The 21,559-nt window shown below is 68.9% G+C and carries 24 protein-coding genes; 11 read left to right on the top strand and 13 right to left on the bottom strand.

All coding sequences use genetic code 11. The features are described 5' to 3' along the window. Positions 1 to 58: 58 nt before the first annotated feature. On the top strand, positions 59 to 1,378 hold the full coding sequence (locus MX571_RS10755) for an oxidoreductase (protein ID WP_247416479.1): 1,320 nt from the start codon (positions 59 to 61) through the stop codon (positions 1,376 to 1,378). Between the two features lie 42 nt (positions 1,379 to 1,420). Here the strand turns inward: MX571_RS10755 and MX571_RS10750 are convergent, their stop codons facing one another. The 3 genes from MX571_RS10750 to MX571_RS10740 form a co-directional block, all read right to left on the bottom strand. Then, positions 1,421 to 2,203, bottom strand: coding sequence for a PHP domain-containing protein (locus tag MX571_RS10750; protein WP_247416477.1), 783 nt, complete (start codon positions 2,201 to 2,203; stop codon positions 1,421 to 1,423). Positions 2,204 to 2,320: 117 nt separating this feature from the next. After that, positions 2,321 to 3,064 carry a PHP-associated domain-containing protein gene (locus MX571_RS10745; RefSeq protein ID WP_247416474.1) on the bottom strand — a complete coding sequence of 248 codons (744 nt, stop codon included), beginning with the start codon at positions 3,062 to 3,064 and terminating at the stop codon, positions 2,321 to 2,323. 66 nt (positions 3,065 to 3,130) lie between these two features. Then, entirely contained in the window at positions 3,131 to 3,586 is a 456-nt protein-coding gene (locus MX571_RS10740) for a hypothetical protein (protein WP_247416472.1), read from the bottom strand. A 77-nt stretch (positions 3,587 to 3,663) separates the two neighbouring features. On the opposite strand from MX571_RS10740, the gene pyrF reads away from it, so the two are divergent. After that, on the top strand, positions 3,664 to 4,455 hold the full coding sequence (gene pyrF, locus MX571_RS10735) for an orotidine-5'-phosphate decarboxylase (protein WP_247416468.1): 792 nt from the start codon (positions 3,664 to 3,666) through the stop codon (positions 4,453 to 4,455). A gap of 244 nt (positions 4,456 to 4,699) precedes the next feature. On the opposite strand, the gene MX571_RS10730 is transcribed toward pyrF, so the two are convergent. Then, positions 4,700 to 4,906: a hypothetical protein gene (locus MX571_RS10730; RefSeq protein WP_247416465.1), complete on the bottom strand. Its 207-nt coding sequence runs from the start codon at positions 4,904 to 4,906 to the stop codon at positions 4,700 to 4,702. Positions 4,907 to 4,990: 84 nt separating this feature from the next. Here MX571_RS10730 and MX571_RS10725 point away from each other — a divergent pair, with 84 nt between their 5' ends. Further along, a complete protein-coding gene (locus MX571_RS10725) occupies positions 4,991 to 5,572 on the top strand; it encodes a J domain-containing protein (RefSeq protein ID WP_247416462.1) in 582 nt (193 codons plus the stop codon). Between the two features lie 248 nt (positions 5,573 to 5,820). Here MX571_RS10725 and MX571_RS10720 read toward each other — a convergent pair whose 3' ends face one another. Then, positions 5,821 to 6,684 carry an MBL fold metallo-hydrolase gene (locus MX571_RS10720; protein ID WP_247416458.1) on the bottom strand — a complete coding sequence of 288 codons (864 nt, stop codon included), beginning with the start codon at positions 6,682 to 6,684 and terminating at the stop codon, positions 5,821 to 5,823. Between the two features lie 44 nt (positions 6,685 to 6,728). Between MX571_RS10720 and MX571_RS10715 the strand changes: the two genes are divergently transcribed. The 4 genes from MX571_RS10715 (at position 6,729) to MX571_RS10700 (ending at position 10,428) form a co-directional block, all read left to right on the top strand. Next, positions 6,729 to 7,415, top strand: coding sequence for a phosphoglycolate phosphatase (locus MX571_RS10715; RefSeq protein WP_247418468.1), 687 nt, complete (start codon positions 6,729 to 6,731; stop codon positions 7,413 to 7,415). Positions 7,416 to 7,473: 58 nt separating this feature from the next. Then, positions 7,474 to 8,424 (top strand): DMT family transporter, encoded by a 951-nt coding sequence (locus MX571_RS22700; RefSeq protein WP_247416456.1) that lies wholly within the window; start codon positions 7,474 to 7,476, stop codon positions 8,422 to 8,424. Positions 8,425 to 8,497: 73 nt separating this feature from the next. Further along, the gene (locus MX571_RS10705; RefSeq protein ID WP_247416454.1) at positions 8,498 to 10,126 is read left to right on the top strand and encodes a GTPBP1 family GTP-binding protein; all 1,629 of its coding nucleotides are present in this window, start codon (positions 8,498 to 8,500) and stop codon (positions 10,124 to 10,126) included. Positions 10,127 to 10,197: 71 nt separating this feature from the next. Then, positions 10,198 to 10,428, top strand: a complete 231-nt coding sequence (locus MX571_RS10700; protein ID WP_247416452.1) for a hypothetical protein — start codon at positions 10,198 to 10,200, stop codon at positions 10,426 to 10,428. Positions 10,429 to 10,457: 29 nt separating this feature from the next. On the opposite strand, the gene MX571_RS10695 is transcribed toward MX571_RS10700, so the two are convergent. The 5 genes from MX571_RS10695 to MX571_RS10675 all read right to left on the bottom strand — a co-directional run bounded on the left by MX571_RS10695 (position 10,458) and on the right by MX571_RS10675 (position 14,633). After that, positions 10,458 to 10,853, bottom strand: a complete 396-nt coding sequence (locus MX571_RS10695; RefSeq protein WP_247416449.1) for a DUF7344 domain-containing protein — start codon at positions 10,851 to 10,853, stop codon at positions 10,458 to 10,460. Positions 10,854 to 11,040: 187 nt separating this feature from the next. Then, positions 11,041 to 11,796 carry an HAD family hydrolase gene (locus tag MX571_RS10690; RefSeq protein WP_247416446.1) on the bottom strand — a complete coding sequence of 252 codons (756 nt, stop codon included), beginning with the start codon at positions 11,794 to 11,796 and terminating at the stop codon, positions 11,041 to 11,043. Beyond that, the gene (locus tag MX571_RS10685) at positions 11,793 to 12,311 is read right to left on the bottom strand and encodes a double winged helix-containing putative transcriptional regulator (protein ID WP_247416442.1); all 519 of its coding nucleotides are present in this window, start codon (positions 12,309 to 12,311) and stop codon (positions 11,793 to 11,795) included. Before MX571_RS10685 ends, MX571_RS10690 begins: the two co-directional genes overlap by 4 nt. 38 nt (positions 12,312 to 12,349) lie before the next feature. Further along, on the bottom strand, positions 12,350 to 13,282 hold the full coding sequence (gene mch, locus MX571_RS10680) for a methenyltetrahydromethanopterin cyclohydrolase (RefSeq protein ID WP_247416439.1): 933 nt from the start codon (positions 13,280 to 13,282) through the stop codon (positions 12,350 to 12,352). Between the two features lie 763 nt (positions 13,283 to 14,045). Next, on the bottom strand, positions 14,046 to 14,633 hold the full coding sequence (locus MX571_RS10675; protein ID WP_247416436.1) for a DUF8102 family protein: 588 nt from the start codon (positions 14,631 to 14,633) through the stop codon (positions 14,046 to 14,048). 118 nt (positions 14,634 to 14,751) lie between these two features. Between MX571_RS10675 and MX571_RS10670 the strand changes: the two genes are divergently transcribed. Further along, a complete protein-coding gene (locus MX571_RS10670; RefSeq protein WP_247416433.1) occupies positions 14,752 to 15,555 on the top strand; it encodes a DNA polymerase sliding clamp in 804 nt (267 codons plus the stop codon). Positions 15,556 to 15,647: 92 nt separating this feature from the next. Further along, positions 15,648 to 16,565, top strand: coding sequence for an HFX_2341 family transcriptional regulator (locus MX571_RS10665; RefSeq protein WP_247416431.1), 918 nt, complete (start codon positions 15,648 to 15,650; stop codon positions 16,563 to 16,565). A gap of 241 nt (positions 16,566 to 16,806) precedes the next feature. Here MX571_RS10665 and MX571_RS10660 read toward each other — a convergent pair whose 3' ends face one another. Then, complete coding sequence (locus MX571_RS10660; RefSeq protein ID WP_247416429.1) at positions 16,807 to 17,562, bottom strand: DUF1405 domain-containing protein; 756 nt, start codon at positions 17,560 to 17,562, stop codon at positions 16,807 to 16,809. Positions 17,563 to 17,666: 104 nt separating this feature from the next. On the opposite strand from MX571_RS10660, the gene pdxS reads away from it, so the two are divergent. Together pdxS and MX571_RS10650 are read left to right on the top strand one after the other, a co-directional pair. After that, a complete protein-coding gene (pdxS, locus tag MX571_RS10655) occupies positions 17,667 to 18,575 on the top strand; it encodes a pyridoxal 5'-phosphate synthase lyase subunit PdxS (protein WP_247416427.1) in 909 nt (302 codons plus the stop codon). Between the two features lie 110 nt (positions 18,576 to 18,685). After that, positions 18,686 to 18,973, top strand: a complete 288-nt coding sequence (locus tag MX571_RS10650; protein WP_247416426.1) for a hypothetical protein — start codon at positions 18,686 to 18,688, stop codon at positions 18,971 to 18,973. Between the two features lie 91 nt (positions 18,974 to 19,064). Here MX571_RS10650 and MX571_RS10645 read toward each other — a convergent pair whose 3' ends face one another. Together MX571_RS10645 and MX571_RS10640 are read right to left on the bottom strand one after the other, a co-directional pair. Beyond that, positions 19,065 to 20,264: a Gfo/Idh/MocA family protein gene (locus MX571_RS10645; RefSeq protein WP_247416424.1), complete on the bottom strand. Its 1,200-nt coding sequence runs from the start codon at positions 20,262 to 20,264 to the stop codon at positions 19,065 to 19,067. Positions 20,265 to 20,360: 96 nt separating this feature from the next. After that, a complete protein-coding gene (locus tag MX571_RS10640) occupies positions 20,361 to 21,413 on the bottom strand; it encodes a glycosyltransferase (protein WP_247416422.1) in 1,053 nt (350 codons plus the stop codon). Positions 21,414 to 21,559: the final 146 nt, after the last annotated feature.

The raw sequence follows: 21,559 nt of genomic DNA, 5'->3' as shown, positions 1-21,559 counted from the left end.
GGGGCGACCCTACCGCGTAGTCCGCAGGCTTTTCTCCAGTCGTCGCCACGCTCCGTCGATGACCGCGACGCTCGGCGAACCGCTCGACGTAGGTGGGCTGACCCTCCCGAACCGCCTCTATCGCGCGCCGCTGCTGGAGTGCGCGGGCGACGGTGCGGACGCGGGCGAGCACCTCGCGGACGAACTCGAACCCGCCGCCCGCGCCGGAGCAGGACTGGTCTTCCAGGGAGCGACGCTCGTCCGCGGCGAGGGCGGGGCCGTCGCGCCGAACATGACCCGCATCGACACCGACGCGAAGGCCGAGCGCCTGCGACCCGTCGTCGACGCCGTCCACGACCACGACGGTCGAATCGTCGTCCAGCTCGACCACGGCGGCCTCCGCAGTCTGGAGACGTGGCACCGGGAGTACCGTGCTGCCCATCCCGACCTCCAGCAACTCGCCGTCTCGCTGCCTCCGGTCCACCTCCGCGCCGCCGCGCGGACTGGCTTTCTCTCGTACGACCCGCACGTCCTGACGACCGCGGAGGTGTACGACCTCGCGGCGGACTTCGGGCGCGCGGCACGGCGCGCCGTCGAGGTGGGCTACGACGGAATCCACCTCTCGAGCGCCAACATGGGTATCGTCCAGCAGTTCTGCTCGCCGTACTACAACGACCGGGACGACGAGTTCGACGACGGCGGCCGGTTCCTCGAACTCGTCCACGACGAGATACGAGAACGGGCCGGCGACGTCCCGCTGTTCACCAAGGTCCCGACCGAGGAGGAGCGACCGCCGTTCGTCCGCACGGGCCTCTCTGCAGACGACGCGGTGGACCTCGCGGTCCGACTGGCGGAGTACGGTTACGACGCGCTCGCCCCGGTCCACGGCTCGACGTTCTGGGACATGAGCCTCATCCGTGGCCAGTACCCGGCACGCGGCTGGTCGGCCGGCCAGTTCCAGTCCGGCTACGCGGCGGCGTTCGGGAGTCGCTGGCGCGCCCGCGCCGTCGCGGCCGCGACGCGCGTCGAGGCGGCCCGGAATCCGCCCGCTCGCGGCTGGAACGCCGACCTCTGTCGTCGGGTCAGCGAGCGCGTCGACGTCCCCGTCCTCTGTGAGGGCGGTATCAGGGAGCGCCCACAGATAGACCGACTGCTCGGCGACGACGTGGCGACGGCGGCCTGCGACGCGGTCGGTCTCGGTCGGCCGTTCTACGCCGAACCGGAACTGCCGGCGCGACTGCTCGCCGACGCCGAGAGCGAGGCGCTCTGTGCGGACTGCAACAACTGCATCGTCCCGCAGGCGGCCGGCGCGCCGGGGATGTGCCGGACGCCACCGGTGCTCCGCCAGCGTGGCGAACTCGAACGGGAGGGCGCGTACGGACGGCGCGAACTGGACTGAGCGACGACTGGACCCGCGCGCGCTGGGTCGGAGACCCCCGAGTTACGAGCGGAACTGCGCGACGCCAGCGCGCGCGACGCTCCCCACGACCGCACCGCCGGCGACCGCTCCGAGCGTGCGGAGCGACGGTCGTCGCGGGTCGACCCCGCGTGCTCGTCGGCCCGTACACGAGGCGTAGTGGCTCGCGCTCCGCCAGAGCGGCTGGCGGCGACCCTCGATGGTGGCGCTCCCGGCAGCGAGTTCGTCGACGATGCGCTCTGCGGTGAGGTCGTCCAGCGAGTCCACGTCGAGCAGCAGTTCGGTGTACGCTCGGCCGACGTACGCCGCCGAGTGGGCGTCGCTCGCGGCGACGCCGGGGTAGCCGTTCGCGTCCGCGAACCGACGGGCACGACGGTTGCGGTAGCCCGTGAACACCCACGCGTTGTACACCTCGACCGCGTCGCAGTCGCCGACCGACCGCTTCCCGACGCCGTGTCGGGTGCGCTGGAACGGGTGGGGGACGACGGCGACGCCGCCCAGTTCTCGGACCCGTTCGACAGTCTCGTCGAACGGGTCGCCGGGCGGGGGACGCTGCTCGACGCCGATGGCCAGCAGGTGGCCCTGGGCGGTCGACACCTCCACACCCGGAATCCCCACTAACCCGTAGTCGGCGGCGAGATCGGCAGCACGCAGCGACTCCTCGATGGTGTCGTGGTCGGTGACGACGATGCCGTCCAGTCCGACCTCGACCGCGCGTTCGAGGAGCCGCTCGACCGGCTCGTGTCCGTCGTACGACCCCTCCGAATGGACGTGCGGGTCGATGGCCACGGACACCTCTCTTCCCATGACTGTCCCCTATACTGCCGTTCAGGATAGGAAAGCGGGCTATACTTATAAGCCGGGAGGGCAGGTCGGCGCGTCGGACCCAGCGACGGCGACCGAACTCGCGTGAACGGCTCCGCTCTACGAGGAGTCGGCCGGGGTAGGGACCGAGCCGATCCCCGGAAGTCGCTGTCGAAGCGCGTAGCCCGCCTTCCGGGCCGCCCCGGACAGGTAGTGGGAGGCGCTCCGGTGGAGCGGCTGCCGCCGACCCGTCGTCGCCGTCGCCCCCTCGTCCAGCGCGTCGAGGACGTCCTCCTGGTCCACCTCCGCGGGCGAGTCGACGTCCTCGACGGCGAGTTCGGTGTACGCTCGCCCGATGAAGGGTGCGACGTGGGCGTCGCTGGCGGCGACCGGCGTGTAGCCCTTCTCGCTCGCGAACCGGCGTGCGCGGCGGTTGCGGTAGCCCGTGAACACCCACGAGTTGTACACCTCGAGGCCGTCACAGTCGTCGATGAACCGACGACGGACGCCGTGTCGGGTGCGCTGGAAGGGGTGCGGGACGACGGCGACGCCACCCATGTCCCGGACGATGTCGACCGTCTCGTCGAGCGAGCGACGCGGCGGCGGACAGTCCTCGACGCCGATGGCCAGCAGGTGGCCCTGAGCGGTCGACACCTCCACGCCGGGGATGCCCACTAACCCGTAGTCGTCTGCGATGTCGGCGGCGCGCAGTGACGCCTCGATGGTGTCGTGGTCGGTGACGACGATACCGTCCAGTCCGACCGCTGCGGCCTGTTCGAGCAACAGGTCGACGGGGTCGTGGCCGTCGTAGGACGCGGCCGAGTGCACGTGCGGGTCGACCGCGACCGTCACACCGTCATCCATCGCCCCTGACTTGGGGCGCGAGCGGTTAAAACTCCCCGTAACCCGACCAGTCGGTGGTTCGACGGTTCACCGGCCCGTGCGACCGTCGCGTGCCCGGTCGAGGACCGCGTCGAGCGCACGCCAGCAGACCGCCAGTCCGAGGAGACCGAGGCCCACCGCACCGACATGCACCGAGGAGGAGAGGTCGGTCGCCACCCCGCCGGAGACGACCGTCGCGAGCGACGTCAGCGCCGGTGTCCAGAGGGCCAACCCGCCCGTCTTCAGGAGCAACCGACGACCGCGAGTGTCCGAAACGACGCGCCGATGGACGGGAGACGATTCCGACCCGGCAGCCACCGCGAACACACCGACGCTGCCGAGGACGATGAGACCGACGAACCGCCCGGCGAGCGTCGCGTACGCTCCGGTCGCGGTCCGGGAGAATACGGCCGCGACGACCGCGAGACCGAACACCACGAGACCGGCGCCGTAGCCAGCGTACCGGTCGTCACGGTACGAGGGTGACTGCGGCGGGGAGGACATGGCTTCGAGAACGATTCTCACGAACGTAGCTATTTCGGATAGTAACACTCTATTCGGTGGGCGCGCCACGCCCGGCAATGAGCTTCTTCGAGCGACTCGGCGAGCGCATCGACGCCGTCGACAGCGTCGTGAGCGTCGGCCTCGACCCCGACCCGAAGCGACTGCCCGACCACCTGCGCGACCACGACCTGCCGCGCTGGGCGTTCAACCGACGCATCATCGACGCGACCCACGAACACGCCGCGTGTTACAAACCCAACGCGGCGTTCTACGAGGACAGCGACGGCTGGCGGTCGCTCCGGGAGACGGTCGCCTACGCCGAGGGGAAGGACGTCCCCGTCCTGCTCGACGCGAAGCGCGCCGACATCGGCAACACGGCGCGTCAGTACGCGAACCTCCTCGACTACGTGGACGCGATTACGGTCAACCCGTACCTCGGCAGAGACGCGCTCGAACCGTTCCTCTCGCGCGAGGAGAAGGGCGTGTTCGTCCTCTGTCGCACCTCCAACCCCGGTGGGTCGGACTTCCAGAACCTCGAGGTCGGCACGGACAAGCGCCTCTACGAGTACGTCGCCCAGCGTGCCAACGAGTGGAACGTCCACGGGAACGTCGGCCTCGTCGTCGGCGCGACGACGCCCGAGGAACTCGAACGCGTCCGCGAACTCGTCCCGGACCTCCCGTTCCTCGTCCCCGGTGTGGGTGCGCAGGGCGGCGACGCGGAGGCGGCCGCCGAGTTCGGCCTCGCGGACGGCGTCGGTCTGGTCAACTCGTCGCGCGGCATCATCTTCGCGGGCGAGGGAGAGACCTTCGACAAGGCGGCCGGACAGGCGGCGAAACGGCTCAAGAAGCGACTCAACCGTCACCGGTGAACGGCCGGGAGCGTCGAACGCCCCTCGGCGCGCCCGCTCACGGGTCGTAGCGGCGTGAGGAAAGAAGCAGGCAGGTAAGCCTTCCATATCGTGCCCACGAACGGAATTGACCCCGCCTGCTTCGTCCGAGAGAACACGGGGTTCTCACCTCATGGTTCCACCTAATAGATTAGGACGGAGGCGAGCGTCGGTCGCTACACCGCCGCTACTGTCGCCGAGTCGTTCGATTTCGGGGAGTCCGGCTTCAGAACTGGTAGGTATCCACGCCGTCCGGACCGTCCGGTTGGCGCTCTGGTTCGTCGTCCGGCGTCCCGCCCGACTCCTTCAGGCAGTCGGTACAGAGGCCGGTCTCCCTGTCGTAGTGGACCTCGCAGGCGAGTCGGCCACAGCGGTCACAGCCGTCGACGATCTCGTTCGTCGAACAGAGTTCACACAGGCCGGAGACACTCATACTCGTCGGGTAGCCACTGGCGCGGGATAACCGTACGGCCTGCACCGCCGAGGGGTTTAGGCCCGCGCGGCCGTTAGTCGAGTCGTGAACCGCTCACGCCCCGAACTGGTGTCGGCGCTCGCGGCCACGTTCGGCGGGATGGCCGTCCTCCTCACCCTGTTCGCCGTCCTGCTCGAACCGCTAGCGCTGCTGCTGGCGGTGCCGTTCGGGGTCGTCGCGTACCTGATGTGGTACCAGGCGTCCGGACGACTCGTCGAGCGAGTGTACGCCAGCGTGGAGCGACGCGCACGCATCGACGACCGCGGCAGAACCCGGCGGACGAGACGAGAGACGGCGGAGGCAGACGGTGGCCGGGGCGGGTTCGGGGCGGGGCCGCGCGACGCTCGAAGCCGGACCGCGAGCGGCCGGGGGCGACGCCGACGCGCGACCGGGCAGGAACGTCGGGCCGGTGACCAGCGGCGTCGCCGCCAGCGCAGACCGCCGGAGCCAGACCCCGGACCGACCCCGCGGGAGGCGTACGGTATCCTCGACCTGGACCCGTCGGCCGACCAGTCGGCGGTCAGACGGGCCTACCGCGAACGGGTGAAGGAGACGCACCCGGACCGCGGCGGGGACGAGGAGGAGTTCAAGCGCGTCACCGCGGCGTACGAACGCCTCTCGGAGTGACGTTGTCGGCGTTCTGGCACAGTCTGTCGGTCCCGACACTACACACGTTCACGGAAGATTCAAATCGGTCCTGTTCGTTGGCTCGTCCGAGGCCACGCGACGGAACGCGAGGTCGCCCGTGGCCGAGTGCGGACCTCGCGTGGCTGAGGCATGCTCGCCCGTGAGCGTGTCGGGAACACTTCCACCTTCCTTCCCACTTCTGACTGGACCACGACCGAGGAGCGCGTTCGGTGACACCGACCGACGACCTACCGGTTCGCCAGCACCCCTGCGACGTCGCGTTCGGTCGTCGGCGAGCGCCAGCGCTCGTCGAGCGCGTCGACGATGGCGCCGACGTCCTCGCCGCGCTCGGCCGCGAGGTCGCCGACCAGTTCGACCCACTCCGGGAGGAGCGCCGCGTACGCGTCGAGTTCCGAGACGGGGTCGTCACCGCCCGGCCCGAAGTGACCGTAGAGGTTCACCGACGGGTCGAGGTCCCGGAGTCGGTCGCAGGTCGCGAGGTTCGCGTCCAGGTCGAACGGCGGTGGCGTCGAGGGGTAGAGCCGGCCGTCGACGTGGGTGCCCGTGCTGTCGATGGTGAACAGCGCGCGAGTGGTCTCGTCGAAGACGGCGTAGTGGTGGGGTGCGTGACCCGGCGCGTCGACGAGTCGGAGCGTGTGGTCACCCAGGTCCAGCGTCTCGCCGCCGGAGACGGCGACCGTCCGGTCCTCGGGCACCACCTCGGGGACGCCGTAGGGGTCGTCCATCCCCGTCACCTCGTCGACGCTCGCGCGGAGGTAGTCGAGGTTCGCGGCGTCGGTGACGTAGTCGTACCCGCGTTCGTGGACGTAGACGGTCGCGTTCTCGCAGCGACGGGCGAGCTCGCCCGCCCCACCGGCGTGGTCGAGGTGGACGTGGCTGACGAGAATCGCTTCGATATCCGCCGGGTCGATGGTGAGTGCGTCGAGAGCACCGAGGAGGCGGTCGGTCCGGTCGGCGGTGCCTGCGTCGACGAGCACCGGCCTGTCCGCGTCGAGGACGTACGCCGACAGGGCACCGGGCGTGTCGAACAGCATGGCGTCGACGAGGTACGTGTCGGGCGCGACCCGTACCGGTCGGACGGGAGGCTGCATACCCAACCTTCGCCAAGCGGTGGCTTGATTCTCCCGGCGCGTCCATCGCCACCATGACTCCACCGCTGGCCGTCGACATCGACGGCACGCTGACCGACGGCGAGGGGGCCGTCGACCCCCGCGTCATGACGCCGCTCCGGGAGTGGCCGGAACCGGTCGTCGTCGCGACCGGCAAGGCCCTGCCCTACCCGGTCGCGCTCTGTTCGTTCGTCGGCATCCCGACCCGCGTCGTCGCCGAGAACGGCGGCGCGGCGTACCTCGTCGACGACGACCAGTTGACGTTCGTCGGCGACCGGGAGGCCGCCCAGCGCGTCGTCACACGGTACCGCGAGCAGGGCTACGAACCCGGGTGGGGCGAGGTGGACCTGACGAACCGCTGGCGCGAGACGGAACTCGCCGTCAGCCTCGACCAGCCACTGGAGCCGCTGAAGGAACTCGCGGCCGCCGAGGGGATGCACGTGTTCGACACCGGCTACGCCTACCACGTGACGAGTCGCGGCGTCGACAAGGGCGCGGGGCTGGAGGCGGTCTGTCGCCGTCTCGACCGCTCTGTCGACGAGTTCGCCATGGTCGGGGACTCGGAGAACGACGCCGCGGCGTTCGAACTCGTCGGCGACGCCTACGCCGTCGCCAACGCCGACGAGACGGCGAAACTGGCCGCCGACCACACGACCGAGGCGTCGTACGCCGACGGGTTCCTCGAAGCACTGGACGCGATTCGCTCGGCGTGAAGAACGTCGGTACAGTGGAGGTCGACGCGGTGGGCATTCGACGTGAGGGGTGGCCAGCGTGAACGGTGGGAGCCGCCTCGCCGCCCTCGCACCACTCGGCGCGGCGGTGCTCTGGGGACTGACGTACGTCGTCAGCGCGTGGGGGTTCGAGACGGTCCCGCCGCTGACGCTCGCGCTGTGTCGGATGGTCCTCGGAGGTGCCGTCCTGCTCGCGGTTGTCCGGGCGACGAAGCCGCGTCGTTCGTTCTCACGCGCCGAGTGGCGCTCGTTCGCCGTCCTCGGTGCGTGGGTCGCCGTCTCCATCGCCACGCAGTACGTCGGGACGGCGCTGACCAGCGCGGGGCAGGGGTCGCTCGTGACCATCTTGACACCCGTGTTCACGCTCGTGCTGGCGGTCGTCGCCTTCGACGAGGCGCTCTCCCGGCGCGGAGCGCTCGGGATGGCGCTCGCGACCACCGGGACGGTCGTGCTCGTCGTCGGGCGGTCGGGGCTGGACACCGGGGGGAGTCTCCTCGGGTCGGGGATGCTCGTCGTCGCGGGCGTCACGTTCGCGGTGTACACGGTGTACGGGAAGCCGCTCGTCAGGCGCTACTCCGCGCTGGAGGCCGCGACGTACGCCACGCTGACCTCTCTCCCGCTGTTCTGCGTGTTCGCGCTGGGGGAGTTCCTCGCCCAGCCGGGTGCGTTCGACGTGCCCGTGACACCCCGGCTCGTCGCCGCCGTCGGCTACCTCGGCGTGTTCGGCACCGCCGCGGCGTGGTATCTCTGGTACAAGGGGATGGAGTACGTCGGCGCGGGCACCGTCGCCGTCTTCTTCTTCGCACAACCCGCCGTCGGCGTGGCGCTCGGTGCGCTCGTCCTCGGCGAACGCGTCGGACTGCCGCTCCTCGTCGGGGGGAGCGTCATGGCGCTCGGAATCTACCTCGCCAGCACGACGGACACCGAACCGTCGCGCGAGGACGACCCGACCGCCCCGGCGCCGGTCCGCGACTCCGACTCCGCTCCGTAGCACCGAGCCGTGCCGTGACAAACATACACACCCGCGGGAAGCCTTTTCACGGGTGACGGACTACTCACCACCGATGAGCCCTGACCGGGCCGTGTTGGAGCGAGCGCTCGAACGCGGCGAGGAGGAGGGGGGCAGCGTGGAGTTCAAGGAACGACTCACGCGCGCCCTCCACCTCGCGGACGGACGGCTGGAGAGCCTCGCAGCGCAACTGCGTCACCGCGTCCTCTCCGGCGACGGGGAGGCGACGTACGTCGTCGGCGTCACCGACGACGGCGGCCTCGCCGGCATCAGCCCCGACGAGTTCTCCGAGACGATGGACGTCCTCTCGCTGCTGGCCGAGGAGGCCGGCGCACACATCGACGAGGTCCAGACCTGGGGCGTCCCCGACGAGTCGGGCACCGAGGGCGGCAACGGCATCGTCGGCGTCGCCTCCATCCGCGAGGGGGCGATGCTGGACGTGGACGACGAGCACATCGTCGTCGGCACGGCGGGCCACGTCGACCACGGGAAGTCGACGCTCGTCGGGTCGCTGGTGACCGGGCAGGCGGACGACGGCGAGGGCGGGACGCGCGGCTTCCTCGACGTCCAGCCCCACGAGGTCGAGCGGGGACTGTCCGCGGACCTCTCCTACGGCGTCTACGGCTTCGACGACGGCGACCCGGTCCGGATGGACAACCCCCACCGCAAGACCGACCGGGCGCGCATCGTCGAGGAGGCCGACCGACTCGTGTCGTTCGTCGACACGGTCGGCCACGAACCGTGGCTCCGGACGACCATCCGAGGACTGGTCGGACAGAAGCTCGACTACGGGTTGCTCGTCGTCGCGGCCGACGACGGCCCGACGAAGACGACCCGCGAGCACCTCGGCATCCTGCTGGCGACGGACCTGCCGACCATCGTCGCCATCACGAAGGCCGACATGGTGAGCGCCGAGCGACTGGCGGAGGTCGAGCGCGAGGTCGAACAGCTGCTGCGCAACGCCGACCGGACGCCGCTCCGCATCGACCGCTACGGCGTCGAGACGGCCATCGAGGAGATCAGCGAGCAGGTCGTCCCCATCCTCTCGACCAGCGCCGTGACGATGGAGGGGCTGCAGGTGCTCGACGAACTGTTCGAGCGCCTGCCGAAGACCGCCGAGGGCGCGGGCGAGTTCTCGATGTACATCGACCGCACGTACAAGGTCGCTGGCGTCGGCGCGGTCGCCTCCGGGACGGTCCGGACCGGGACGGTGAGCGCGGGCGACGAACTCCTGCTCGGGCCGATGGCCGACGGTTCGTTCCGCGAGGTCGAAGTGCGGAGTATCGAGATGCACTACCACCGCGTCGACGAGGCGAAGGCGGGTCGCATCGTCGGCGTGGCGCTGAAAGGGGTCCGTGAAGAGGAGGTCGAACGCGGGATGGTCCTCCTGCCGCGGGACGCCGACCCGACCGCCGTCCGCGAGTTCGAGGCGGAGGTGATGGTGCTCAACCACCCGACGCGCATCCAGTCGGGGTACGAACCGGTCGTCCACGTCGAGACGGTGAGCGAGGCGGCGGAGTTCTCGCCGGAGGGCGGACACCTGCTCCCCGGCGACACCGGGAAGACGCGCGTCCGCTTCAAGTTCCGGCCGTACCACGTCGAGGAGGGCCAGCGGTTCGTCTTCCGCGAGGGACAGTCGAAGGGCGTCGGTACCGTCACCGACGTCGCGCCGGGCGAACGCTGACCCGGCCAGTCTGTCACGGCAAGTCGTGTCACTCGGAGCGATTTATGGTTCAGCGAGTCCTACCACTACCTATGTCCACAGTCGGCCGAAAGATCCGCGAGTACGACCGCTCGTTGAGCGAACGGCAGAAGGTACGGGGAGGTGCGCTGCTCATCGTCGTCGGTGCGCTCCTCGTCGCCCTCCTCGCGTTCGTCCCGCTGGTGACGCCGCTACAGGTGCTCATCGGCCTGATGTCCGTGGCGCTCATGGTCGTCGGGACGCTCTCGCTGGGGACGTCCGGCATCGGCGGCCGGGCGGTCTGACGCGGAACGGTCCGTCCTCTGGGGCCGCCTCACCGGGGCTCACCGCCGGACTCGACGGCCCGCGTCCCGCTCACGTCCGAGGCGTACGTCGGACTGTCCCGGCCGCGTGCCCAGTCCAGCCACGCGGTGAGCGACGGCGTCCCGGTGTAGGCGGCCTCCTCTGTCTCGTCGTCGATCGTGACCACGCCAGCGTCGACACACCGCGGGAGGTGGACGTGGCTCTGTGCCACCGCGACGCGGGAGTGAGTCTCACCGTCGGCGTCCCGGCCGGCGACGGCCGCCGCGAGTTCGTCGAACGGGACGGAGCCGTGGTCGGCCAGGTAGTACAGCATGGCCCGACGTTCGCGGACCGCGAGGAGGTCGAAGACGGTGTCGAGGGGTATCCCTGGGCCGTCTCCCGACTGCTCGTCGTCGCGGCTGTTCATCGGTCCCGTCGAGGCTGGACACCCCGTCGACCGTTCTCACCACGCGCACTGAGGTCGATGTACCGTAGCTTCTGTACCATGTCCCACGCTGGGAGAGAACGCCGTTATACTCACCCTCTGACCCGCGCCTCAGATTCTGAACCGCGGCGGAACACCGGAGACAGCACTACCCGTCTCCACCGAGCGCTCACCCCGACCCGCGTTCCGGGAGGAGGCCGTCGAAGTCGTCGAGTGCCGCGAGTCGAACGTCGGGAGCGCACTCCGGGTCCTCGCGGTCGCCGACGAGTACCGAGACGAGCCCCGCAGCGTTCGCGCCCGCGACGTCCGTCGTCGGCGAGTCGCCGACGAACGCCGCCTCGGCTGCACTGACGCCCAGCGTCGCGACCGCTCGCTCGAACGGTTCCGGGTCTGGCTTCGGCGGCGTCTCGTCGCCAGCACAGACCACCACGTCGAACGCGTCGCGGCGACCGAGGCCGTCGAGTTTCGCGAGCTGTGCGTCCCGCGGACCGTTGGTGACGACGCCGATACGATACCGGCCGGCGAGGCCGTCGAGCAGATCGTGTGCGCCCGGCAGGGCCACGACGTCGCGCTGGTCGCGTTCGTCGGCGAACGTTCGCGCGAGCGACCGCCCGACTGCGGGGTCGTGGCCTCGCTCCTCGGCGAGCGTGGCGAAACAGCGTTCCCGGAGGTCGGCCATCCCGTCGGCCTCGTCGGCGAACCGGTCGAACGCGTCGACGTACGCCGCCACCGTGAACAGCGGGTCGAGCCCCTCGCGCTCGAACGCCACGTCGAGCACCTCGCCCGGCGAGCGCCGGTACCGACAGAGCGTCCCGTCGAGGTCGAACAACACCGCACGAATCGGCGTGCCCTTGTCGCCGAGCGTCCCTGGCGGCCTGGTGTGTGCCGTCTCCGACGGGGGCCGGTCGTCGCTCTCCTCGCTCATCGGGGGTCGCCTTCCGCGTCGTCCGCCGGTCGGTAGCCCTCGTCCACCTCCGCAGCGAGGCCGAACGTCACCGCCCAGTCCAGCGCGCGGTCGATACGCGTCCGCCACACGTCCTCCCAGTCGGTGCGGTGCGAGCGCTCCCACTGCGGGACGCGTTCGCGGACGCGCTCGTACGCCTCGCCGCTCGAGAGTGGCGTCTCCTCTTCTTCGTGAGCCGCGTCGAGCACCGCCAGCAGGTCCTCGACCGGGTGGACGCGCTCGCGGAACGCCCGCGCGAGGTCGGCGTCGCTCGGGTCCGAGCGCGTCTGGTAGTACTTCCCGCCGCTCTCGGCGACCAGCCCCAGCGCCCGGAGGAACGTGAGCCACTCCTTGGCGGCATCGCGCGAAGCGACGTCCGCGTCGGCCATGAGTCGCGCACAGCAGTCGTCCTCGCTACCGGGGACGAGCGGCAGGGCCAGCGTCGCCTCCCGGAGGAACGAGACGGAGCGTGGCTCGGGGACGACCTTGAACCTCATCGCCGGCACCCCGTCGGGGACGCGTCACTCATCGTCGGTCACAGGCCGAACGCGTCGGCGAGCAGGTCCTCGTCGGTCCCGCCGTAGCTCGACGCCTCGCCGCCGACCACGTCGACGGTGACCTGCGCTGGCGCGAACACGCTCGTCGGGACGTCGTAGAAGTCCCAGTCGACGCGCTCGAACACCTGCGAGAACGACTCGCCGTACTCCTCGGCGGCCGTCGAGGCCACCTCGTCGAACCGGTCGAACCCGGCGTCACAGACGACGTGGGCGCGCCCGCCGTACGCCAGCGCGTCGTTCGTCCGGGCGAGCGCGACCCGCTCGTCCTCGGCGACGGGGGCAACGGGTGCGCTCGCCGTGACGGAGAGTACGTCCATCGGGTCGTAGCCCAGTTCCGAGAGGCGGAAGGTCGCCAGTTCCCCGGCGCGTGCGGCGGTGGCGACGCTCCCCGCGATGCTCGCCGTGGGCGCGACGGGCAGGAAGACGCTGCCGGGGTCCACGTCGCACATTTCCGCGACGTGTTCGGCGACCGCTTCGGTCGGGTGTTCGTCGGTCTCCAGCGCGAGGATGGCGAACTCGAAGGCGTCGGCGTAGCCCACCCGCTGGAACTCCTCCTCTTCGGCGACGAGCGCTCGGGCCGGGCCGCTCCCGAGCGCCTCGTAGTCCTCGACGGACACCTCCCAGCCCGCCTTCTGCGAGCAGAGGAGGGCGAGCGCGGGGTGGTCGGTCGAGACGTCGACGTACGTCCGGGGCGCACCCGCCAGCTCGTCCATCCGCGCGGACATCGTCGCGAGGCCGGACGACTGTATCTCGGCGAGCAGCAGGCCCGCCTCGACGCCCCCCAGCGTGTCGATACCGAAGTCGACGACCGTCGCGCCGTTGTCGAGTTCGTAGGCGTCGACGGCGAGTTCGTCGGCGAACTCGATGGCCTCGTCGACGAGCTCCAGCGCCATCCGGTTGAGACTCTCCATGGGCGCGTCTCGGGCGGTTTCGGCTAAAGGGTTTGTCAGTCTAGGTGGGTTGGCTGGTGGAACTGTAGACGTCCGAGTACCCAGTGCAAGGACCTCGAACGCCCGCGCAGGAGTGAGGGGAGTGGCGAATACCTCGAAAGCCCTCGCTGGCTGTCCCTGGAACGATAACGACTCGAAAGCCCTCGGGCGCTCGTACCGCCGCGACTCGCTGCGCTCCTCGCTCACTTCGTTCGCTCCAGTGCTTGCTTCGTCGGGGCGGCGACGAGCGCCCTCTCCCTTTCAGTCCACCGAGGGCAGCCCTGCCCTTCCCCGAGTCGCGCACCCTCGCTTGGGCTCGGGATGCGCTCCCGGCCACCGCAACCGAAACGGCTGGCCGCGCTCTCGTGCGCGGCCGACGGAGTCGGGTAGGCGCGGTGCGGTCCTCGGTGGAATGGAAGTTCTCGTGAGCGAGTGGTAGCGAGCGAACGAGAGCCAGTGAGACGAACGGAGTGAGTCTCACGTGGGCGAGGTCGGTACGCCCGCGTGAGGAAGCAAGCACTGGAGCGAGCGCCAGCGAGCGAAGTCGTTCGAGAGAGCTTCGCTCTCTCGTGATGTCGTCGGAAACCGTTGGTTTCCGACTGCTTGCCGGACGCAGTCCGGCAATGACGAGACGGCGGAGCCGTCTCGAACCACGCGCAGCGAGTCAGGTGACCGTACCGACCGAGGCCTTTCGAAGTCTCAGCACGTCCAGTGAGAGCAGTCGGAGCGAAGGACAACAATCCACCTAGAACTCGGTCACCTTCGACTGAATACGCCCATCGTCAATCCCACGACGAGCGTCCGCCACGTCGTCAAAGTACCGCGCGAGTTCGCGCAGGCTCACCTCGTCGCTCGACTGGAGGAAGGAGAGTTCGGTCAGCGACAGCGACTCCCCCCGGTCGAGTTTGCGCCGCAGTTCCGGCACGGTCAGCGAGTGATACGTCAGGTCGAGGTCGACGCTCGCCGCACGCTCGTCGCTCGCCTCGGCGACGTTGATTGCCTCGCGGAGCACCGCCTCGAACTCCGTGTTCGTGTCGCCCACGGCGCGGTAGCAGAACGCCATCGCGGACACCAGCGCGTCGAACGCGTCGGCGCCCTCCATCTCGCCGAAGCGCTTCTCGAACACGAGTTTCCGGTCGCGCTCGGAGAGCCGTTCGACCAGCAACTCGAAGTCCAGCATCGCGTCGTAGGTGCGGTCCCGGATGCGCGCGCGGGTGTTGCGCTCGGACTGCACGCTCGACAGGTCGGCCTCGCCGCGCAGGTACGCCCGGTCCGCAGCCGTGAGGATTCCGCGCCCTCTCGCGTCGTCGGTCGTGCTTTCGTCGCCAACCATAATTCGTATCGAGTTATCTTATTCGCTAAGCACGTATAATGATACTGCGTTTCGGAGTACCTACTAGTATCGCTACAGAACGCTTATTGGTCGGGTCGAGAACGAATCGGTCAGGCCAATGGCAGAAGCTACCCACGAGGAGTCCACCCACGAGACACGACCCGACGAGTCCCCTCTTCACGTCGTCGCGCCGGCGGCGACGCTCCGAACCGCCGTCGACGTGCTCGGTGCGCTGGTCGACGAATGTCGTGTGCAGTTCGACGAGGAGGGGCTCCACGTCGCCGCGATGGACCCCGCGACGGTGGCGTCGGTGTCGCTGGACCTCGACACGGCCGCCTTCGACACGTTCGACGTGGAGGAGCGGACGCTCGGCGTCCCGCTGGAGCGACTCGACGACGTGCTCTCGATGGCGAGCGGCGACGACCCGGTGTCGCTGGCGCTCGACCCCGAAACCCGACGCCTCGACGTCGCCGTCGCCGGACTCGACTACTCGATGGCGCTCGTCGACCCCGACGCGATTCGCTCGCCGCCGGACCTCGACGAACTCGACTTCGAGTACGAGGCGTCGGTCGTGCTCGAAGCCGAGGCGCTCTCGCGGTCGATTCGCGCGGCGGACATGGTGTCGAACCACGCCACCGTCGGCGTCGAGGAAGAGGGGGAAGCGTTCGTCGTGACCGCGGAGGGCGACACGGACGACGTGCGACACCGACTGTCGGGCGAGGACCTGGTCGACATCGACGCGTGCGAAGCGGAGTCGCTCTACTCCGTGGACTACCTCCGGGCGCTGGACCGCCCCATTCCGGGCGGGAGCGAGGTGTCGCTGGAACTGGGAACGGAGATTCCGCTGTCGCTCTCGTTCGAGGTGGCCGACGGTGCGGGGCACGTCGAGTACGCGCTGTCGCCACGCATCGCGAGGCGCTGACTTCGATTGCAGGACCGCGAGTCGAGTCGAACGGGGATACGTCGAGCACCGCGACAGCCGGTCTTTTTACCCAGTCTCGCGCCATACCACGTATGCAGACCCACATCGTCCCGGTCGGGTTCGATTACGACCGGCTCATCGCCCCGCTCGTCAGAGATCAACTCGACGTGGACCGCGTCATCCTCCTCGAAGGCGCGGTGGGCAGCGAGGCCAACGTCGAGTACTCGCGGCACCTCGCCACCAAACTGGAGAAGGACTTCGAGAACCTCCTGGGCGCTGAGACCGAGCGGTTCGTCGTCGAGGACGTCTACGACTACGACACGGCGTTCGAGCAGGCGTACGGCCTCATCAACGCCGAACTCGACCGCGAGGAACGCGAGGACGGCGAGGTGTGGGTGAACGTCTCCTCGATGCCCAGAACCGTCTCGTTCGCGTTCGCCACCGCCGCCCACTCCATCATGGTCGAGCGACAGGGCGACCGCGAGCGCATCCGCACCTACTACACGGTCCCCGAGAAGTACCTGGAGACGGAACTAGCCGAGGAGCTACGGCTCGGTCTGGACCTCCTGAGCGAGGTCCGGGACTCCTCGGTCGACGAGGAACGCATCACCGGGTGGCTCGACGACGCCCGCGAACTGCTCGCGGAGTTCGACGAACGCGGGACGACCATCGGCGCGAAGGAGGTGGAGGGGAGCCACGTCGTCGAGTTGCCCGTCGCCTCGTTCTCCAACGTCAAGCCGTTCGAGGAACTCATCATGTTCACGCTCGGCGACCACGGCGAGTTCGCGTCGGTGTCCGAGTTGGCGCAGACCCTCGCTCGCGACCTGGGCGAGGAGTACAGCGACTCGTTCCGCTCGAAGGTCATCTACAACGTCGACAGACTGGGACCGGGCGGGAAGGGGTACATCGAGCAGGAGGAACAGGGGAAGTCCTACCGGACGCGACTCTCCAGAATCGGCGAGCTGTGGGTCCGCTCGCACGCCGACGGCGACCCCGAAGCGCTAGAGTGAGTCGACGAGGTCGGCCATCCTGCCGCTGGTCCCGACAGTCTTTCTGCTGCCTCGAACGCCCTCCCGCGCTACGGTCGCGCGACTCGCTGCGCCCTTCGCTCACTGCGTTCGCTCCAGTGCTTGCTTCGTCGTGCTTCCCGTAGCGCGCTCGCCCGTTCAGTCCAACGCTGGACTCGCTGTACTCGTCCAGCGAGCTTCCCCTCGCTCACTGCGTTCGCTCGCGGGAGCACCAGGCCCGCAGTCACTGCTCTGCCAGCCGCAACTCCAGTTTCTTCACGCGGGTCGCCAGCGCGACGAACAGCGGGACGATGGTGAGGACGACGGCACCCGCCGCGGCTATCTGGAGGTTCGTGACGGCGTCGCTGAGGAACCACGGTTCGTACCGGAAGACCGGGATGGTGGTGTGGGTGAGGACGCCGACCGGGTTGTAGAAGTAGTCGAACGTGAGGTCGACGGTGTACCAGGCCGTCGCCAGCGCCACCGCCCTGACGGGGAAGTCGGCGATGCGGTGGAGGACGAACGCCTGGACGACCATCGCGCAGTGACTCCAGAACAGGAAGTTGTACATCGGCCACCAGAGGTAGTCCCACGCCGGGAAGAACGCGAGCAGGACGTACGGCGTCCACGCGCCGAGTTTGATACAGCCGAACAGCGCGAACGCGTTGGCGTACTCGTTCGGGCGGTCCATCGCCCAGAGACCGAGGGCGAGCGCGATGAACAGCGTCCCCATCGGCGAGTCGGGGACGAACGGCCAGAGTTCGACGGGCGTCGCGGCGAACTGCCCGGAGTAGTAGTAGAAGCCGAACGCGGTGCCCGCGAGGTTGACGACGACGACCAGCCAGACGAACCGGAAGCCGACGTCTTCGAGGAGTTTCGGGAGGGGAGCGAGGTAGCGCGGCAGGTCGTCGCTCGGGGGGAGAGAGCCGTCACGCACGAACGCGAGGAACTGCTCGACCGCGGTCGAGGAGTGGTCGCCCGACGAGTCGGCGGCGGTCATACGTCGGCGTAGTTGGGGGCGTGCAAAACCCTGCTGGTCGGTCCCGTCGGGCGGTCCGACGGGCGAAGGACACGGGTTAAGTGCGTCCCGTCCCGACGATTCGTATGAGCGAGGCGACCGACATCGAGGACCTGAAGCGAGGGACCGACCTCGTCAAGCGCGGCTTCGCGAAGATGCAGAAGGGCGGCGTCATCATGGACGTGGTGACGCGAGAACAGGCGCGCATCGCCGAGGACTGCGGTGCGGTCGCCGTGATGAGCCTCGAAGCGGTGCCCGCCGACATCCGCAAGCGCGGCGGCGTCGCCCGGATGGCCGACCCCAGCCTGCTGGAGGGCATCATCGACGAGGTCTCGATTCCCGTGATGGGGAAGGCGCGCATCGGCCACACCGTCGAGGCACAGATTCTCGAAGCCACGGGCGCGGACATGGTCGACGAGAGCGAGGTGCTGACGACGGCCGACGAGCGCTACCACATCGACAAGCGCGGGTTCACCGCACCGTTCGTCTGTGGCGCGCGCAATCTCGGCGAGGCGCTCCGACGCATCAACGAGGGCGCGGCGATGATTCGCACCAAGGGCGAGGCGGGGACGGGCGACGTCAACCAGGCCGTCACCCACCAGCGCACCATCAAGCGCTCCATCCGACAGCTCTCGGGGATGAACTACGAGGAGCGCGACGAGTGGGCGCGGAAGAACGAGGCACCCCGTGACCTCGTCCACGAGACCGCCGAGCGCGGTCGCCTGCCGGTCGTCAACTTCGCGGCCGGTGGCATCGCCACGCCCGCCGACGCGGCGCTCATGATGCAACTGGGCTGTGACGGCATCTTCGTGGGGTCGGGTATCTTCGGCGCGGAGGACCCCGAGGCGATGGGCACTGCCGTCGTCGAGGCGGTCAACAACTACGACGACCCCGAGACGCTGAAGGACATCGCGAAGGGCATCGGCCGGGGCATGAAGGGGCAGGCCAACGAGACGATGCCCGAGGAGGAGAAGCTGCAGGGTCGCGGCGTCTGAGTCGGCGACGGAATCGGCAGCCTACACGCTTCTGCGCAGGAGTCGTTCAGCACCTCGGACGCTTCAGCCTCGGGTAACTAAGCGACCGACCCCCGTCGCGGGCGAACGCCATGGACACCAGCGACACGGCGTTCGTCGCGGTGCTCGCAATCGGCGCACTGGTGGTACTGGTCCTCGTCCTCTTCGGCGCGCTGAGCGTCCTCGGGACGTTCGACCCCTCACCCAGTGAAGACCCTGGCCCAGGGTTCATGATGACCGAGACACCCGAGGGGTCGCCCGCTCGGCCACCGACCGGGACGAGCGACGACCAGGGGACGAACGGCACCGAGACCGAAGGGACGGACGAGGCAGCGGTCGCTGTAGAAACGGGCCGAGACGGTCGTGGAGACTCCGAGTAAGGAGGCGGGCGCAGGAGAGCTCGAACTCCGAGAGCCACTGCGACCGATAGCGACCGAGACCGAGTGGAACAGTGGCGTGACGGGGGGGGGCTCAGTCGCTCGCTTCGGCCTCTTCGGCCGACTCGTCCTGTCCCTCGCTCGCCTCGTCTCCTTCGTCGTCGCCGTCGTCGTTGCGCGCCTCGATCATCTCGACGAGCGGGTTGTCGTCGATGTCGAGTGGCAACTGGACGCGGCCGCGGCGGCGCGAGGACTCCCAGGACGCGTAGACGAGTTCGGTCCCGGCGAGCGCGTTCGCCCCCGAAATCTCGGGTTCGCGGCCCTCGTCCAGGGCGTTCACGACCTCCTCGATGGCACGCTCGTAGAACGTCGTCTTGTCGAAGGTGCGGTCGGAGACGACCGGCAGTCGCCGGGCGACGAGTCGGGCACCGGCGCGCGGGCGGCTGTAGGCCGGGCCGTGGATGGAGTCGGTCGTCTTCACCGTCTTCCACTTCCCGCCGTCCGTGCGGTAGCGGAGCGCCGGGCCGTCCTCGACGCCGAGTTCGATGACGCCCCGCTCGCCGACGAGGCGGAAGTAACAGCCCACCATGTCCATCCCGTCGCCGGTCGCGGCGAGGCCGTAGACGCCGTTGTCGTACTTCCACTGCGAGAGCCCGTGGTTCTCGTTGTGCGTGCCGAACCAGACGTTCTCCTCGCTGAAGTCGATACCCGAGAGCACCCAGTCGACGGGTTCGTCGTCGGTGTAGTACCGGCAGAGGTCGAACGTGTGGACCCCGGCGTCGAACAGGTTGTCCTCCGACCACTCGATGCGGACGAGATCACCGATCTCGCCGTCGTCGAGCAGCTCCTTCGCCTTGCGGAACGGCGTGCCGAACCGGCGCTGGTTGTCGATGGTCAACTGGACGTTGTGGCGGTCGCAGGTGTCGACCATGCGCTTGCAGTCGGCCCACGTCGTCGCCATGGGCTTCTCGCAGTGGATGGCGTCGACCTCGCCGCTCTCGGCGCTCCCGACGACGATGTCCGCGTGGAAGGCGGCGGGGACGCAGACGGAGACGATGTCGAGGTCCTCCTCGGCGAGCATCTCCTCGTAGTCCTCGTAGACGTTCGTCTGGGGGATGTCGAAGTTGTCGGCGAACGCGCGAGCGTTCTCGGGGACGATGTCCGCGCAGGCGACGAGGTCACAGTCGTCGAGGCGGAGGTACCCCGGCGCGTGTCGGTACGCCATCGCGAAGCCGGTTCGGTCTTTCTTCTCTGGATCAGCGCCGGTGCCGATGATAGCGACCCGTTTTCCCATGTACGAGACAGTGAGCGGCGCGGCCATGAGTATGCGGCGGTTACTCCGGAGTAGTCGGGTCCTATCGAGGCCGGCGACGACGCTGTCCCCCTTCCGTCACCGCGCGCCGCGTGCGTACGCCCGGACCGTCCGGTCCGCGATGCCCTCCCAGTCGAGCGTGTCTGCCCGTTCGCGGTTGTACTCGCCCAGCGCTTCGAGGTCGGCGTCGAGGGCGGAGACAAGCGACTCGTGGAGTCCCTCGGGGTCGTTCGGCGGGTAGCCGAGCAGGTCGTCGCCGTCGAGGAGTTCCGCGACACATCCCGCCCGCGGGGCGATGAGCGCGCGGCCGAACGACATGGCGAGGATGGCCGTTCCCGAAGTGAGCACCTCCTCGAACGGGAGGACGACGGCGTCCGCGGCGTTCATGTAGTCCTGTATCTCCTCGTCGGGGACGAACTCCAGCACGCAGGTGATGCGGTCGTCCTTCGAACAGAGCGTCCGCACCTCGCTCTCCAGTCGGTCGCTCATCGGGTTGCCGACGACCAGCAGGCGGGCGTCGGGCGCGTCGAGAGTGGAGAACGTGCGGACGAGGTTGGGGACGTTCTTGTACGACCGGATGAGGCCGAAGTAGAGGTAGACCGTCTGGTCGTCGTCGAACCCGAGTGAGTCCCGCGCCGTCTCCCGGTCGACCTCGTTCGGGTAGCTGTCGACGTAGTGGCCGTGTGGGATGACCTCGATGCGCTCCTGCGTCGACTCCGGGAGGCGATAGGTCTCGACGACGAGTTCGCGGGCGCTCTCGCAGTGGACGATGATCCGGTCACAGAGCCGTGCCGCGATTCGGCGGACGCCCAGTTCCAGTCGCGGCATGCGGCGGCCGTGTTCGACGAGGTTGTGCACGGTCCAGACGAGTTCGACGCCGAGGGCGCGCAACACGACGAGTTCGAACAGCAGACGGAGGGCGAGGAGTGCGGTCAGAACCTTCGAGTCGGTGACGAAGTGTCGGTGGAGCCAGTTGATGTGGAACACCTCCGGTCGGCCGTGTTCGCGGACCGCGTCGAGCAGCGGGAGCGACGTGTCGGCAGTGACCATCCGAACGTCGTAGCCACGCTCGCCGATCGCGTCGCGCAGGTGTCGCTGGTAGGCGTTGCTCTCCGAGTAGTCAGGATACATGTAGACTGTCGGTCGGTCGGACGCTGGAGACACCACAGATGTTCGTGGTGTGTGTCGGATAGCGAGAGTATTAATGCTTAACCACATCGGCATCCGCCGAATCGCCCAGCGAAGGACGCGATTGGCACAGCCCAGAGACATACTCT

The sequence above is a fragment of the Halomarina salina genome (assembly GCF_023074835.1).
In the GTDB taxonomy this organism is placed as follows: Archaea; Halobacteriota; Halobacteria; order Halobacteriales; family Haloarculaceae; genus Halomarina; species Halomarina salina.
The sequence above is the reverse complement of the archived record's forward strand: the minus strand, read 5'-3'. Positions and strand labels throughout refer to the sequence as shown.

Excerpts from the sequence above, each read along its gene's own strand:
- MX571_RS10660 (WP_247416429.1), bottom strand. The coding sequence starts at position 17,562 with ATGACCGCCGCCGACTCGTCGGGCGACCACTCCTCGACCGCGGTCGAG.
- MX571_RS10705 (WP_247416454.1), top strand. The coding sequence starts at position 8,498 with ATGAGCCCTGACCGGGCCGTGTTGGAGCGAGCGCTCGAACGCGGCGAG.
- MX571_RS10700 (WP_247416452.1), top strand. The coding sequence starts at position 10,198 with ATGTCCACAGTCGGCCGAAAGATCCGCGAGTACGACCGCTCGTTGAGC.
- MX571_RS10675 (WP_247416436.1), bottom strand. The coding sequence starts at position 14,633 with ATGGTTGGCGACGAAAGCACGACCGACGACGCGAGAGGGCGCGGAATC.
- MX571_RS10695 (WP_247416449.1), bottom strand. The coding sequence starts at position 10,853 with ATGAACAGCCGCGACGACGAGCAGTCGGGAGACGGCCCAGGGATACCC.
- MX571_RS10640 (WP_247416422.1), bottom strand. The coding sequence starts at position 21,413 with ATGTATCCTGACTACTCGGAGAGCAACGCCTACCAGCGACACCTGCGC.
- MX571_RS10755 (WP_247416479.1), top strand. The coding sequence starts at position 59 with ATGACCGCGACGCTCGGCGAACCGCTCGACGTAGGTGGGCTGACCCTC.
- MX571_RS10645 (WP_247416424.1), bottom strand. The coding sequence starts at position 20,264 with ATGGGAAAACGGGTCGCTATCATCGGCACCGGCGCTGATCCAGAGAAG.
- MX571_RS10750 (WP_247416477.1), bottom strand. The coding sequence starts at position 2,203 with ATGGGAAGAGAGGTGTCCGTGGCCATCGACCCGCACGTCCATTCGGAG.
- pyrF (WP_247416468.1), top strand. The coding sequence starts at position 3,664 with ATGAGCTTCTTCGAGCGACTCGGCGAGCGCATCGACGCCGTCGACAGC.
- MX571_RS10685 (WP_247416442.1), bottom strand. The coding sequence starts at position 12,311 with ATGAGGTTCAAGGTCGTCCCCGAGCCACGCTCCGTCTCGTTCCTCCGG.
- mch (WP_247416439.1), bottom strand. The coding sequence starts at position 13,282 with ATGGAGAGTCTCAACCGGATGGCGCTGGAGCTCGTCGACGAGGCCATC.
- MX571_RS10730 (WP_247416465.1), bottom strand. The coding sequence starts at position 4,906 with ATGAGTGTCTCCGGCCTGTGTGAACTCTGTTCGACGAACGAGATCGTC.
- MX571_RS10740 (WP_247416472.1), bottom strand. The coding sequence starts at position 3,586 with ATGTCCTCCCCGCCGCAGTCACCCTCGTACCGTGACGACCGGTACGCT.
- MX571_RS10650 (WP_247416426.1), top strand. The coding sequence starts at position 18,686 with ATGGACACCAGCGACACGGCGTTCGTCGCGGTGCTCGCAATCGGCGCA.
- MX571_RS10690 (WP_247416446.1), bottom strand. The coding sequence starts at position 11,796 with ATGAGCGAGGAGAGCGACGACCGGCCCCCGTCGGAGACGGCACACACC.
- pdxS (WP_247416427.1), top strand. The coding sequence starts at position 17,667 with ATGAGCGAGGCGACCGACATCGAGGACCTGAAGCGAGGGACCGACCTC.
- MX571_RS10665 (WP_247416431.1), top strand. The coding sequence starts at position 15,648 with ATGCAGACCCACATCGTCCCGGTCGGGTTCGATTACGACCGGCTCATC.
- MX571_RS10670 (WP_247416433.1), top strand. The coding sequence starts at position 14,752 with ATGGCAGAAGCTACCCACGAGGAGTCCACCCACGAGACACGACCCGAC.
- MX571_RS10745 (WP_247416474.1), bottom strand. The coding sequence starts at position 3,064 with ATGGATGACGGTGTGACGGTCGCGGTCGACCCGCACGTGCACTCGGCC.
- MX571_RS10720 (WP_247416458.1), bottom strand. The coding sequence starts at position 6,684 with ATGCAGCCTCCCGTCCGACCGGTACGGGTCGCGCCCGACACGTACCTC.